General features: G+C 59.6%; 9 protein-coding genes. 3 read left to right on the top strand and 6 right to left on the bottom strand.

Annotated features, from left to right (window positions below):
* Positions 1-3 precede the first annotated feature (3 nt).
* The 3 genes from hrpA (at position 4) to EDC28_RS12980 (ending at position 6,031) form a co-directional block, all read left to right on the top strand.
* The gene (gene hrpA / locus EDC28_RS12990) at positions 4-3,861 is read left to right on the top strand and encodes an ATP-dependent RNA helicase HrpA (protein ID WP_123421889.1); all 3,858 of its coding nucleotides are present in this window, start codon (positions 4-6) and stop codon (positions 3,859-3,861) included.
* 73 nt (positions 3,862-3,934) lie between these two features.
* Positions 3,935-4,549: an ankyrin repeat domain-containing protein gene (locus EDC28_RS12985; RefSeq protein ID WP_170164121.1), complete on the top strand. Its 615-nt coding sequence runs from the start codon at positions 3,935-3,937 to the stop codon at positions 4,547-4,549.
* A gap of 78 nt (positions 4,550-4,627) precedes the next feature.
* Positions 4,628-6,031: a KAP family P-loop NTPase fold protein gene (locus EDC28_RS12980; protein WP_123421887.1), complete on the top strand. Its 1,404-nt coding sequence runs from the start codon at positions 4,628-4,630 to the stop codon at positions 6,029-6,031.
* A gap of 26 nt (positions 6,032-6,057) precedes the next feature.
* Here EDC28_RS12980 and EDC28_RS12975 read toward each other — a convergent pair whose 3' ends face one another.
* The 6 genes from EDC28_RS12975 to rimO all read right to left on the bottom strand — a co-directional run bounded on the left by EDC28_RS12975 (position 6,058) and on the right by rimO (position 12,900).
* A complete protein-coding gene (locus EDC28_RS12975) occupies positions 6,058-7,248 on the bottom strand; it encodes a class I SAM-dependent rRNA methyltransferase (RefSeq protein WP_123421886.1) in 1,191 nt (396 codons plus the stop codon).
* Positions 7,249-7,319: 71 nt separating this feature from the next.
* Positions 7,320-8,828 carry a methyl-accepting chemotaxis protein gene (locus tag EDC28_RS12970; protein WP_123421885.1) on the bottom strand — a complete coding sequence of 503 codons (1,509 nt, stop codon included), beginning with the start codon at positions 8,826-8,828 and terminating at the stop codon, positions 7,320-7,322.
* A gap of 121 nt (positions 8,829-8,949) precedes the next feature.
* Positions 8,950-9,450 carry a P-loop NTPase family protein gene (locus EDC28_RS12965; protein ID WP_050659371.1) on the bottom strand — a complete coding sequence of 167 codons (501 nt, stop codon included), beginning with the start codon at positions 9,448-9,450 and terminating at the stop codon, positions 8,950-8,952.
* Entirely contained in the window at positions 9,447-10,451 is a 1,005-nt protein-coding gene (locus EDC28_RS12960) for a hypothetical protein (RefSeq protein WP_123421884.1), read from the bottom strand. The genes EDC28_RS12965 and EDC28_RS12960 overlap by 4 nt, the downstream gene beginning before the upstream one ends.
* Positions 10,435-11,439 (bottom strand): phospholipase C/P1 nuclease family protein, encoded by a 1,005-nt coding sequence (locus EDC28_RS12955; protein WP_050659373.1) that lies wholly within the window; start codon positions 11,437-11,439, stop codon positions 10,435-10,437. Before EDC28_RS12955 ends, EDC28_RS12960 begins: the two co-directional genes overlap by 17 nt.
* Before the next feature lie 144 nt (positions 11,440-11,583).
* The gene (rimO, locus tag EDC28_RS12950) at positions 11,584-12,900 is read right to left on the bottom strand and encodes a 30S ribosomal protein S12 methylthiotransferase RimO (RefSeq protein ID WP_123421883.1); all 1,317 of its coding nucleotides are present in this window, start codon (positions 12,898-12,900) and stop codon (positions 11,584-11,586) included.
* Positions 12,901-12,944: the final 44 nt, after the last annotated feature.

The following is a 12,944-nucleotide window of genomic DNA, read 5'->3' as shown; positions in this document are numbered from 1 at the left end:
TTGATGTCTGACTCTGCCCCGCAAATTTCCCTTGAAGATGTGCCCAGTCTTGACCGCAGCCGCCTGCGCCGCCGTATTGAAGGCGCCTATAAGGTAAAGGACGAGCAAAAGCGCGCTGCTACCCTTGCCATGTTGCAAAAGGAAGTGGATAAAGCCCGCGAGCGCCTGCTGGCCCGTAAAAACCGCAGCCTGCACTTAGATTACCCGGCGCAGCTGCCGGTGGTGGCGGCAAGAGAAGACATCAAAAAAGCCATCAGCGAGAACCAGGTGGTGATCATCGCTGGCGAAACCGGCTCGGGTAAAACCACCCAGTTGCCGAAAATTTGCCTGGAACTGGGCCGGGGCGTGGACGGCCTGATTGGCCACACCCAGCCCCGGCGGCTGGCGGCCCGCGCCGTGGCCACCCGCCTTGCCGAAGAGCTGCAAAGCGAGCTGGGCGGTCTGGTGGGCTACCAGGTGCGCTTTACCGACCACACCCGCGCCCAAACCTGCGTCAAGCTGATGACAGACGGTATCCTTTTGGCCGAAATTCAAAAGGATAAGCTGCTTCGCCGCTACGACACCCTGATCATCGACGAGGCCCACGAGCGCAGCCTTAATATCGATTTCCTGCTGGGTTACCTTCGCACCATTTTGCCCAAGCGCCCCGATCTCAAGGTGATCATCACCTCCGCCACCATAGACCCTGAGCGTTTTTCCCGGCATTTCAATGACGCTCCCATGCTGGAAGTCTCTGGCCGCACCTACCCGGTGGAGGTGCGCTATCGCCCCATTACTGACGAAGAAAAAGAAAAGGACCAGCTCCAGGCCATCTTTGACGCCGTGGACGAGCTGTTCCGCGAAGGCCCTCGGGGCGACATCCTGATCTTCATGAACGGTGAGCGGGAAATTCGCGACACCGCCGATGCCCTTGAGAAGCGAAAGCTGCGCCACACCGAGATCTTGCCGCTGTTCTCAAGGCTTTCTGCCGCCGAGCAAAACCGCATTTTTGCCTCCCACGGCGGGCGGCGCATTGTGCTGGCCACCAACGTCGCCGAAACCTCCTTGACGGTGCCCGGCATCAAGTACGTGATTGACCCGGGCACGGCCCGCATCAGCCGCTACAGCTACCGCACCAAGGTGCAGCGCCTGCCTATCGAGGCCATCAGCCAGGCCAGCGCCAACCAGCGTAAGGGCCGCTGCGGCCGTACCGAGCCCGGCATCTGTATCCGCCTTTACAGCGAAGAGGATTTTACCGGCCGCCCGGAATTTACCGAGCCGGAGATCCTGCGCACCAACCTCGGCGCCGTTATCCTGCAAATGCTGTCTTTGGGCCTGGGGGACATCGAAGCCTTCCCCTTTGTGGAAGCGCCGGACAGCCGCTTTGTTAAAGACGGCCTAAACCTCTTGGACGAGCTGGGCGCCATTGACGGGCGCGAGCTTACCGACATCGGCCGCCAGTTGGCCAAATTGCCGGTAGACACCCGCCTGGCCCGCTGTTTGGTGGAAGGTGCCAAACGGGGCGCGCTAAAAGAGCTGCTTATTATCAGCGCGGCCCTTGCCATCCAGGACCCGCGCGAGCGCCCCCTGGACGCCCAGCAAAAGGCCGACGAGCAGCACCGGCGCTTTGCCCATCCCGAGTCCGATTTCTATGCCTTTGTGAACCTTTGGGCTTATTCCGAGGCCCAGCAGCAGGCGCTGTCGAGCAGCCAGTGGCGGCGCCTTTGCCAGAAGGAATTCTTAAACTACGTGCGCATGCGCGAGTGGCAGGACTTGACCGAACAGCTGCGCGAATTCTGCGACGAGCTGGGCTTTAAAGAAAACAGCGAGCCGGCCAGTTACGAGGCCATTCACCAGTCCTTGCTGGCCGGGCACCTGTCCAACCTCGGCTTTAAAGACAAAGAACGGGAATATTTTGGCGCCCGCCAAAGCCGATTTTTGCCGTTCCCGGGCTCTACCATCGACAAAAAGCCCAAGTGGCTGATGGCCGCCGAGCTTACCGAGACCTCGCGCCTTTTTGCCCGCACCCTGGCAAGGGTCGAGCCGGAATGGGCCGAACAGCTGGCCGGGGAGCGGGTCAACCGCAGCTACTTTGAGCCCCACTGGGAGAAAAACCGCGCCAACGTGGTGGCCTACGAGCAGGTCAGCCTCTACGGCCTGGTGCTTATCCCCCGCCGGCGCATCGACTTTGGCCGCATTAACCCCATTGAGGCGCGCACTATTTTTATCCGCAGCGCCCTGGTGGAAGGGGAGTTTCGTTGCCGGTTGCCGTTCTTCAAGCACAACCAGCAGCTCATCAAGAGCCTGGAGGCCCTGGAGGATAAATCCCGGCGCCGCGACATCCTGGTGGAAGACGACACCCTGTTCGCACTGTACGACGCCAGATTGCCCCAAAACGTCTTTGACGGCCGCACCCTGGACCATTGGTGGCGCCGCACCGATGAGAAGGCCCAACAGGCGCTGCTGTTTACCGAAGCAGACCTTCTGGCCCAGGACACCGACCACGTTACCGAAAACGCCTTCCCCAACAGCTGGGCCCAGGGCAACCTGCGTTTCCCCCTCAAATACCGTTTTGAGCCGGGCCAGGACGACGACGGCGTGACGGTGCAGCTGCCGCTGGCGGCCCTTAACCAGGTGGAGCCCCAAGGTTTTGACTGGCAGGTGCCGGGCCTTCGCGAAGAGCTGGTGATTGCCCTGATTAAGGGCCTGCCCAAGCCGGTGCGCCGCAACTTTGTGCCAGCTCCCAACTACGCCCAGGCCGCCCTTGGCCGCATGGCGCCGCTGGAAGGGCGGCTGATTGAAAAGCTCAGCGACACCTTGCGGCAAATGACCGGGGTGCGCACCGAGGTAGAGCTTTGGGAGCAATCGGCCATTGCCGAGCACCTTAAAATGCGTTTTTCGGTACTGGACGAGACCGGCAAAGAGCTGGCGGCAGGGCGCGACTTGCTGGCGCTTAAAGCCAAGCTCAAGGGCGCGGTCAAAGAAACCCTGGCGCAAGTGGCCACCCCCGGTATCGAGAAAGCCAAGCTCACCGAATGGAGCTTTGGCGCCTTGCCTGAGGTCTTTGTAGAAAAGCGCCAGGGCCTGGAAATCAAAGCCTACCCGGCGCTGGTGGACGAAAAAGACAGCGTCGCGGTCAAGCTCTTTGACAGCCCTGCCGCGCAGCTCGATGCCCAGCAAAAGGGCCTGCGCCGCCTGCTGCTGTTGAACGTGCCGTCGCCTATCAAGCACCTGCAGGACACCCTGCCCAACAAGGCCAAGCTGGGGCTCTACTTCAACCCCTTTGGCAAGATTGGCGACTTGATTGATGACTGCATCAGCGCCGCCGTCGACAGCCTTATCCAAGGCATTGATTGCCGCGACGCAGCCGCCTTTGTGGCCCTTAAAGACAAAGTGCGGGCCGAGCTGAATGACACCGTGGTGGACATCGCCAAGCTGGTGGAGCAAATCCTGGTGCGCCATAACGCCATTAAAAAGCGCCTCAAGGGCAAGACCGATCTCACCATGGTGCGGGCCCAGGCCGATATCCAGGCCCAGCTCGACGGCCTGGTGTTCAAGGGCTTTGTTGCCGCCACCGGCGCGGCGCGCTTAAAAGACGTTACCCGCTACCTTGACGCCATAGAGCGGCGCCTGGAAAAACTGCCCATCGACCCCAACCGTGACCGGGTACACCAGGGCAAGGTAGAGAACGTGCAGGACAAACTGGGCCAATATCGCGCCAAGGTGCCCAAGGGCCTTAGCGAGCCTAGCTGGCTGGTAGAAGCGCGCTGGATGATAGAGGAGCTGAGGGTCAGTTATTTTGCCCAGCAGCTGGGCACCCCTTACCCCATCTCCGACAAGCGCATCTGGAACTTTATGGAAGAGAAGGCCAAAGCTGGCTGACGAAAAGGCGCCCTTTGCGGCGCCTTTTCTATTTGCAGCTAAGGTTATGAAAAGCCGAATAAAAGGAGTCTCTGTGGACAAAGCCAGCTTTTTTAACGCCATAGGGCAGGGCAACGAGATCAAGGTCTTCGAGCTGTTAAAGCAAAGCCCCGGGCTTATTGCTTGCCGCCAAGAGGGCGTCAGCCCGGTGCTCTATGCCAGCTACCAGGGCCAGCCGCTGCTGGCCAAAGAGCTGGCGGCAAGGGTCGATTTAGATATCTGGGAAGCGGCGGCCCTTAACGACGTCGGGGCCATCCAGCGGGTGCTGGCCGAAAACGGCGCCCTGGTGTCTTTACTGGCCCGCGATGGCTTTAGCCCGCTGCATCTGGCCGCCTTTTTCGGCGCATTTGAAGCGCTAAAGGAGCTGCTGGGCGCTGGCGCCGAGGTCAACCAAAGCGCGGCCAATGACTCACAGGTGCAGCCGCTGCACTCGGCGGTAGCCGGTAGCGACCGCGAAAGCCGCCTTAACTGCACCCAGGCATTGTTAGAAGCTGGCGCCGAGGTCAACGCCCGCCAGGCCGGCGGCTTTAGCGCGCTGCACAGCGCCTACCACCAACAACACCCGGAGCTGGTGGCCCTGCTACTGGCCTTTGGCGCCGACCCCGAGGCCCAAGCTGATGATGGCCGAGTGCCCAAGGATTTGGGTTAGTAAAAAGCCCCGCATCGCGGGGCTTTTTACTAAGGGGCGAGCGTGGCAGCATGAACTAATACTTCTTGAGGGCAAAGCATGGCCAGGGACGACGCGAAAATGGCAGATTTTGATAAGGAACTGGAAGATTGGTGTTTTGAGGAAGATTGTTTTCTCGACAGGGAGCAAACCGCCTTTTTTCTCACCAGCTATCTGGTTGGCGAAGCGAATGCCAGAACTAATACAGCAAGAAAGGGGCTATCAAAGGGCTTTGTTCTCAACCTCAATGCCGAATGGGGTGCTGGTAAAACGACATTTCTAAAATGCTGGCGAAGTTTGGTCAAAGCCCGAAGCCACCCTGTGGTTTACGTGGATGCTTGGCGGCATGACTTTATTGCCGATCCCTTGCCGGTGCTGCTTTCAGATATTGAGCGTCAGTTATCTGCGCAGCTAACGGATGAAGGGGTGAAAACTTCTTTAAAGCAGGCCACTTCCAAGCTGGGGCCTTTATTAAAGGCCGGTTTACCCTTCCTGCTGAAGATGCTGGCCCGCTTGGCGGCGGGAAAAGCAGCGGATGACTTTGCTGACAAAGTGCAGGACATTCTTGCCGACGGGGCTGGGGATGCCACTGAAAGTGTGGCCGAGCGTTTGCTTGAAGATCAAAAAGAAAGAGTGGAAGCCATCGACGTCTTTGGCAAAGCCATGACTGAGCTAACCGATAAACTGGTTCAACAAGAGGGCATGACAGTCCCGGTATTCGTCTTTATTGACGAGTTGGACCGCTGCCGCCCTACCTACGCGGTCGAGATGCTGGAAGTTATCAAGCATCTTTTCAATATTCCCAACTGGGTCTTTGTGCTGGCCACCAATACCAACCAGCTACAGCACACGGTTCAGGGCCTCTATGGGGCTGGCTTTGATGCTGAACACTACTTTGAACGCTTCTTTGATAAGACCTACCACTTGGCGGCGACGGCGTTCCCAGAACCGTTGCTCAAGCGCTTCATGGAGAACCATCGCGTAACAGTAGATAAGAATTCAGGGGATTTGGAGCTGCTTAGCAAATTGCTATCGAGCATCAACTGGGAGATGCGTAAAAAAACAGCTGTCCTAGAGAGGTTTGTTGCATGCTTAAGGTTTAATCCCGAGTTTGATCACTTTATGTTGTTAATGCTGATAATTGCTCAGGAAACAGCAGCCGTTAGAGCTCTGCCAAGGACATACGCTGATGTGTTATTAGATATAAATGAAAAAAGCCTTAACAAAGATATCGCGTTTGGAGACCAGATATACCCAAAGAAAATCAAAGAGATAATATTGCTTTGCTTGTGTCGCCAATCACCGTCTTTTTACGAGATAAAGCCTCATTTTAACGTTCCTTTATATAAAGATCACTTTGCATTCTCCTTGAAGGAGAGAGTGGAAGGTGCATATGAAAGGATAAGTATGGCGAGTTATGTAGACGCCATCATGTTGGCTGTGAACTTCGAGCCTCAAGAGTAAAAAGCCCCGCGTCGCGGGGCTTTTTCTTAGCTGGCTTGTACCACAAGGCCTTTCAGGTAGAGGCCTTCGGGGTAGTGGACATTGACCGGGTGGTCGGCAGACTGGCTTAAAAAGCGCAGAATTTGCGCGTCGCGGCCGGCATCCAAGGCAGCGTCGGCGACAATTTTTTGAAACAGGCTTTGCTCCATCAGGCCCGAGCAGGAGAAGGTCAGCAAAATGCCGCCGGGGCGCAGCAATTTCAGGGCGTGCAGGTTGATGTCCTTGTAGCCGCGGGCCGCGCCTTTAAGGCTGGACTTGGAGTCCACAAACTTGGGCGGGTCCAGCACGATAACGTCAAACTGGCGGCCCTCGCTGGCGTAGCGGCGCAGCAGGGCAAACACGTCTTCCTTGATAAGGTCGCAGCGGCTTTCATCCAGGCCATTGAGCTTGAGGTTGTCGCGGGCAAGGGCCAGGGCCGATTCTGACACGTCCACCTGGGTCACATGCTTGGCGCCGCCTTTAAGGGCGTAGGTGCCAAAACCGCCGGTGTAGGAAAAGCAGTTCAGTACCTCTTTGCCTTCCACATAGGGCAGCACGGCGGCGCGGTTATCGCGCTGGTCGAGGTAATAGCCGGTTTTGTGGCCCTGGATAAGGTCCACCCACAGCTTGATGCCGTTTTCCACGATAGCCACTTTGCCGGGCAGTTCCCCTGCCAGGGTTTGCACCAGGGGCACCAGCTCTTCTTTGCGGCGCACTTCCACGTCGGAGCGTTCATGAATAACGCAGCCGGGGAAGCGGGCCTTCAAGGCGGCAACGATGGCATCGCGCCATTTGTCGGCGCCGATGGACAACAGCTGGCAGACCAGCACGTTGTCGTAACGGTCGATGGTGATGCCGGGCAGGCCGTCGGATTCAGCCGCTACCACCCGGTAACCGGTGATGCCTTCACGCTCCACCATGGGCCGGCGGCGCTGGTCGGCGGCATTGATGCGACGGGCAAAGAAATCGGCGTCTACCTCTTCGTTTTTATCGAAGGTCCAGACCCTGGCGCGAATTTGCGAGGCCGGGGAGTAGGCGGCCCGTGCCAGCCAGGTGCCGTCGTGGCTGTAAATCTCCACGGTGTCGCCGGCCTTGGGTTTGCCTTTGCTGTGGTGCACGGCACCGGCAAAGATCCAGGGGTGGCGGCGTTTTACGGACTTTTCACGGCCTTCGGCCAGAACCAGGGCATTGCGGGGCATAAGGCTGCCTTGTTGACGATTTTGGGGCGCAGATTGTAGCAAATAAAAAGCCGGGCAGTGCCCGGCTTTGCTTAGATCTTCAGGCCTTTGAGGATGTCGGCCAAGGAACCCGACAGCCGGTTGAGCTCACGGGTGCCGTCGGCGTTGTCCTTGGCGGCCTTTTCCACCTCCAAAGACTGCTGGCGCACCGAGGAGATGTTGTGGGCAATGTCTTCGGCCACGGCGCTTTGCTCTTCGGCGCTGGCGGCAATTTGCGCCATCATCGAGAACACCTGCTCGGAGTGGCGATTGATGGTGCTGAGATCTTGTCCGGCCTGGGCAATCAAGGTGCCGCTGTGCTCGGCCTGCTGCACGGTTTTGTCCATGATGCGAATGGCCTCGCCGGTGCCGCTTTGCAAGGACTCAATCATCTTTTGAATTTCCACCGTCGCCTGCTGGGTGCGGGCCGCCAGTGTGCGCACTTCATCGGCCACCACCGCAAAGCCTCGGCCCTGCTCGCCGGCGCGGGCCGCCTCGATGGCGGCATTTAGCGCCAGTAGGTTGGTTTGCTCGGAAATGGCCTTGATGGTGGTCACCACTTCGTCGATGTGACTGGCGTTGTCGTTAACCTTGGCCACGGCGCTGCTGGCATCAAAAATTTCCCGCGACAGGGCCTCGATGGCGCCGATGGTCTGCTGAATGTTGTGGGTACCCTTTTGCGACTCGTTGGAGGCGCGCTGGGTTTCGCCGGAGGCGTCTTCGGCATGGCGCGCCACTTCCTTGACGGTGGCGCTCATCTCTTCCATGGCGGTGGCCAGAGAATCCAGGCTTTGGCGCTGGGACTGGGCCAGGCGGTCGGTATTGGCCGCTTCGGTGCCGAACAGGTCGGCAGAGCCTGCCAGGGCATCGGAGCTTTCTTTGACCAGTTTTACCAACCGGTGCTGGCGCTCGGCCAGCTTGTCGATGGCAATGGCAAGGGCCGAGAACTCGTCTCGCACCGGCAAGAAGTTAAGGCGAAAGGTCAGGTCTCCTTCGGCCACTTTGGTCAGCGCCTGTACCTGGCTAAACAGCGCCCCGCCGATAAAGGTGGATACGTAGTAGGTGATGAAGGCCAGCACCACCAGGGCAATGGCCATCAGAATGAAGTAATCCTTGCTGGTGTCCCAAAACGCGGCTTTTTGCAGGGGCTGGGCCATGGCCAGTTGCCAGTTTTTGCCCGGTACCGAGGCGGCGGCGAGCACTTGCCCCTGTTCAATCCGGGTTTTCCCTTCCAGCCGGTCAAGCTCGCCGGCCATGGCGCCGGAAAAGCCGCCAAAGGGGCGGCCACTGCCGTCAAAAAGCGCCAGGTTGCTGCCGGCGTCCTTAACGGCCTTTATGGCCTGTTGCTGGTCAAGGCTGGTAAGCACCCGGGCCAGTACCGCCACTTCGGAGCGGGCCTGGTGGCGCTGCTCGTTCTCAAAAGCGGTGAAATCGCGGCTGATGCCAATGGCGGCGAGGATAACCATCATCAGCATCGGCAGCCCGAACAGCAAAAAGAGCTTTTCCTGGAGTTTAAGATGGACCAGGTATTTATCGACCCATCTGAATTTCACTTCGCGCATAACATTCCTTAAAAGTACGGCTTATTGGGCGCCGTGTTCCTCTGCGGCGGGAACTTGACACCAGAAACCGTACTTAAGCAAATGCCGTGCCGGTACAACGAGTTAGCCGCGCGCCTGCCTGCTAAGGCAGCGCCAGCCGGGGAATGGGCGCTTTTGCCTCCACCGCCGCCAGAGCTGCCTTGAGGGCGGCAAGCTTGCGCTCTCCCTTCGCAAGCTGCCCGGCGCTGATGCCCTCGGCCCGCCCTTTGGCAATGAGCCTTTCCAACTCGGCTATCTTGGGGCGGGCGGCTTTGGCAAAGTCGGCCAGCAGCGCCTGGTGGCGGGCATTTTCCGCCTCAAGGTATTGCTCCGGGTCGCCAAGGGGCTGCGGCGCCACCGGCTGATGGGCTTTGATGCCGGGCGCCAGCGGGTCCCTAAGAGGCACCGATGGTTTGGCTGTTATCGGTGGCTGCTGCGCCTTTTGGGCGGCCTTTGGCAAAGGCGCAGCAGTGATAACTGGCGCGGGGGTAATAACCCTTGGCTGAGGCTTTGTTGCTGGCGGCGGCAAGGCGAGCTGTGCCTTGGGCCAGAACAACCAGCCAAGGGCGGCCAGCAAGCTAAAAAGGGCGATGGCAACCTTCATTGCGCCTCCTGGCGAAGCTTAACCAGCAGCGCCTGCCAGTTGGCCTTGGCTTGTGCCTTGGCGATGGCCTGGCGGGCCACAAAGGCCACTGATTCCGAATCTGGCGCAAGCTGCTGGTAGTGGCGCTTTAGCACTTCCACCTGGCCATAGCGGCCAGAAGGCAGGCGGATAACCGCCGAGCGGCCCAGCTCCGGGGTCACAAAGGCCAAGGTTTTTAGCACCTGGCCCTGGGCCTCTTGCCGGGTGAGGTGGGTTATCTCAGGCTGCCGGTGGTTAATGTTCGCCGCGCTGTCCGCCTCAAAAAGGCGCGCGTCCACCGCGGCCAATTGCCGAAAATCCCCTTGGTGGGCTTGGTAGTAGGCGGCAATATCATCGCTGCTTACCGCCTTGGCCAGGGCATCGAGGGCGGGGCTGGGGTGATGCGGGTCGGTTGATACCCCCAGGCGCTGCATCAGCCAGACCCTGTCGAGGCGGTTTTCCACCAAGGCTTTGGAGCAGGCTATTTTCTCCTCTGGCCAGCCGGCTTCTTTGAGCCAGTTGGGGGCGAGTGTGACTAGCGCCTGCTGCCAAAGAAGGTGCTCTAAGGTGGCGTTGTCGCCATCCTTTAGCGCCAGGCGCTGCTGCAGGTTAAGGCCGCTAAGGCTGGCCGGGCCCCAGCTTTGGCCTTTAAGGTGCAGGCCGTCATCGTCAAAACGGGCCGCTTGGCGGGCGCGGCTGGCGCGATTTTCAATATCCGGGGTAATGAGCCCCAGCCACTGCTCGTCCAACTGGCGCTGGTGGCTGCTGCCCACGCGGCTGGGCTGGTGCACGGTATCGTCAAAATGGCCCCTGGCATAAGGGCCAAGCAGGGCGTCGTCGGCGAGCTGCGCCGCCACAACCTGTTGCGGCAATTTGCTCATCCGTGCCAGGCGCGCCAGCAGATCCGCCGTGGGGCAAGCGGCCCACAGGGGGCCGCTCAATATCAGCGCCAAGGCGCCAAGCAGGTTAACGCTGCATCGCATGGTTCAGCACCTTGACCACCATGGCGATGGCGTGGGGAATGACGATGCGGCCAATCATCACCCGCTCATTGTGGTCCTGGGAGTTCAGCACCAGGCCCCCCTGGCTGTAGGAGATATCGCCGCCTTCGGTGAGCAGGGGGCGAATGTCGTCTTCGCTTGGGCTGATGGTGTCAAAGTCCGCCAGGGCCTCGGTGACTAGACTGTCGCTGGAGAGCTGCTCGCTGTCGTAATAATCCCGCACCCAGGTTTCCCAGCCCGAGTGATTCAGGGCCGAGGTGGTCCAGGTATGGTGGGGCTGGAGGAGGTCGGTGGCGTGCAGGCTGTAGCCCAAGGCGTCAACGCTGTGGTTGGCCAGATAACGGCCGTACCAGTACTGGGCCAGGTTATCGATGGGCTGGAATGGCATGGTCTCGAAGTCTTTGTACATGCTGTAGCTGGAAGTGGAGCCCTGGCGGTAGTGGGCTTCGGTGATGCCGTAGCTGTTGTACTCGGAGTCGTCACCAAACCAGCCGCCCTGGCCGCCGGGGCCATCGTCTAAGTGATCGCCGCTCAGCCAGGCGGCAGCCAGGTTGTCGACATCGCCAGACACGGTGAGCTTGGCGTAGTTGTAGCCGCCAAAGTCGTTGCCGTGGGCGTCGGGGCCCTGGGTGTGGTTTTGAAAGTGCCAGTAGGAGCTGTAGGAGACGATGCTGCTCAAGGTGCCCCACAGCGGCGCCCTGACACAATCGCCGGTGACGGCGCCGCACAGGTAGGTGTCTTCGAAGTCGTCCACGTCATAGGCGCCCTGGCCCAGGCGTTCGGCCAGTTGGTCCACGCTCAGGCCGGCCTGGGTGGCGTATTGGGCAAGCCGGGCGTATTGGGTGGCGGCGGGGTGGGCTTTCATGTAGGCCACGGCATCGAGCACGATGCGTTTGTGGGTTTCCTGGGTAAAGGCCTGGGCCTGGCTGGCCAGCAGGCAGGGCAGAGCGGCTAACAGCAGTTTTTTCATTGTCCTTGTCCCTTAGGGTAGTGAGGTAAAACCGCTTTTACTCTAGGGAGGACAAATGACGATGACATGGCTGGCGGCATTTGCGCCCGCCTGGCTTAGCCCGAACGGGCCTGATAAAAAAGCCGGCTTGCGCCGGCTTATTGCTTAGAGCTTGCTGCCCCAGAGGTCGTACTCGTCGGCGTTGTCGATATTGACCTTGACGATGTCGCCGGGCTTCACGCCGCTTTCACCGTTGAGATACACCACGCCGTCAATCTCGGGGGCATCACCCTTGGTGCGGCCGATGGCGCCTTCTTCGTCCACTTCGTCAATCAGCACCTCTTGCACTGTGCCAACCTTGCGCTGCAGCTTGGCGGCGCTGATGCGCTGCTGGGCTTCCATAAAGCGGGCGAAGCGTTCTTCTTTAACGGCTTCGTCCACCGGATTGGCCAGAGCATTGGCGGCGGCGCCTTCCACTGGGCTGTATTTAAAGCAGCCCACCCGGTCCAGCTCGGCTTCGTTGATGAAATCGAGCAGCATCTGGAAGTCGTCCTCGGTTTCACCGGGGAAGCCGACGATAAAGGTGGAACGCAGGGTCAAGTCCGGCACGTCGCGGCGCCAGCGCTGGATGCGCTCAAGGGTGCGCTCCACCTGGCCGGGGCGCTTCATCTGCTTGAGGATGGCAGGGCTGGCGTGTTGCAGCGGCATATCCAAGTAAGGCAATACCTTGCCTTCGGCCATCAGCGGAATGATGTTGTCCACGTGCGGGTAGGGGTACACATAGTGCAGGCGGGTCCAGACCCCCAGCTCGCCAAGGGCTTCGGTGAGCTGGTACATGTCGGATTTCACCGGGCGGCCGTTCCAAAAATCGGTGCGGTGTTTGGTATCCACGCCGTAGGCGGAGGTGTCTTGGCTTATCACCAGCAGCTCTTTGACGCCGGCACCCACCAAGCGCTCGGCCTCGCTCAGCACCTGGCCCACCGGGCGGGATACCAGATCGCCGCGCATGCTGGGGATGATGCAGAAACTGCAGCGGTGGTTACAGCCTTCGGAGATCTTCAGGTAGGCGTAGTGGCGCGGAGTCAGCTTAACCCCTTGCGGCGGCACCAAATCCAAAAAGGGATTGTGCTGTTTGGGCACCGGCAGGTGCTCGTGAACCTTGTCCAGCACCGCTTCATAGGCGTGGGGGCCGGTGATGCCCAGCACATGGGGGTGAATTTCACGAATTTCATCTTCCTTGGCGCCCAGGCAGCCGGTAACGATAACCTTGCCGTTTTCATTGAGGGCTTCGCCGATAGCGTCCAGGGATTCTTGCACGGCGCTGTCGATAAAGCCGCAGGTGTTGACGATCACCAGATCGGCATCGTTGTAGCTGGGCACAATGTTATAGCCCTCAACCCGCAGTTGGGTCAGGATCCGCTCGGAATCCACCAGGTTCTTGGGGCAGCCCAGGCTGACAAAGCCGACGGTCTGGTTACTCATGCTCTACCTCAAATGAAAAAATGCCGCCAAAAAGGCGCCACATT

This window comes from Gallaecimonas pentaromativorans, assembly GCF_003751625.1.
Classification (GTDB): Bacteria; Pseudomonadota; Gammaproteobacteria; order Enterobacterales; family Gallaecimonadaceae; genus Gallaecimonas; species Gallaecimonas pentaromativorans.
The sequence above is the reverse complement of the archived record's forward strand: the minus strand, read 5'-3'. Positions and strand labels throughout refer to the sequence as shown.

What these genes read in the sequence shown, in the direction of transcription:
- EDC28_RS12975 (WP_123421886.1), bottom strand. Translation starts at nt 7,248, where the DNA reads ATGCCCCGCAATGCCCTGGTTCTGGCCGAAGGCCGTGAAAAGTCCGTA.
- hrpA (WP_123421889.1), top strand. Translation starts at nt 4, where the DNA reads ATGTCTGACTCTGCCCCGCAAATTTCCCTTGAAGATGTGCCCAGTCTT.
- EDC28_RS12955 (WP_050659373.1), bottom strand. Translation starts at nt 11,439, where the DNA reads ATGAAAAAACTGCTGTTAGCCGCTCTGCCCTGCCTGCTGGCCAGCCAG.
- EDC28_RS12970 (WP_123421885.1), bottom strand. Translation starts at nt 8,828, where the DNA reads ATGCGCGAAGTGAAATTCAGATGGGTCGATAAATACCTGGTCCATCTT.
- rimO (WP_123421883.1), bottom strand. Translation starts at nt 12,900, where the DNA reads ATGAGTAACCAGACCGTCGGCTTTGTCAGCCTGGGCTGCCCCAAGAAC.
- EDC28_RS12960 (WP_123421884.1), bottom strand. Translation starts at nt 10,451, where the DNA reads ATGCGATGCAGCGTTAACCTGCTTGGCGCCTTGGCGCTGATATTGAGC.
- EDC28_RS12980 (WP_123421887.1), top strand. Translation starts at nt 4,628, where the DNA reads ATGGCCAGGGACGACGCGAAAATGGCAGATTTTGATAAGGAACTGGAA.
- EDC28_RS12965 (WP_050659371.1), bottom strand. Translation starts at nt 9,450, where the DNA reads ATGAAGGTTGCCATCGCCCTTTTTAGCTTGCTGGCCGCCCTTGGCTGG.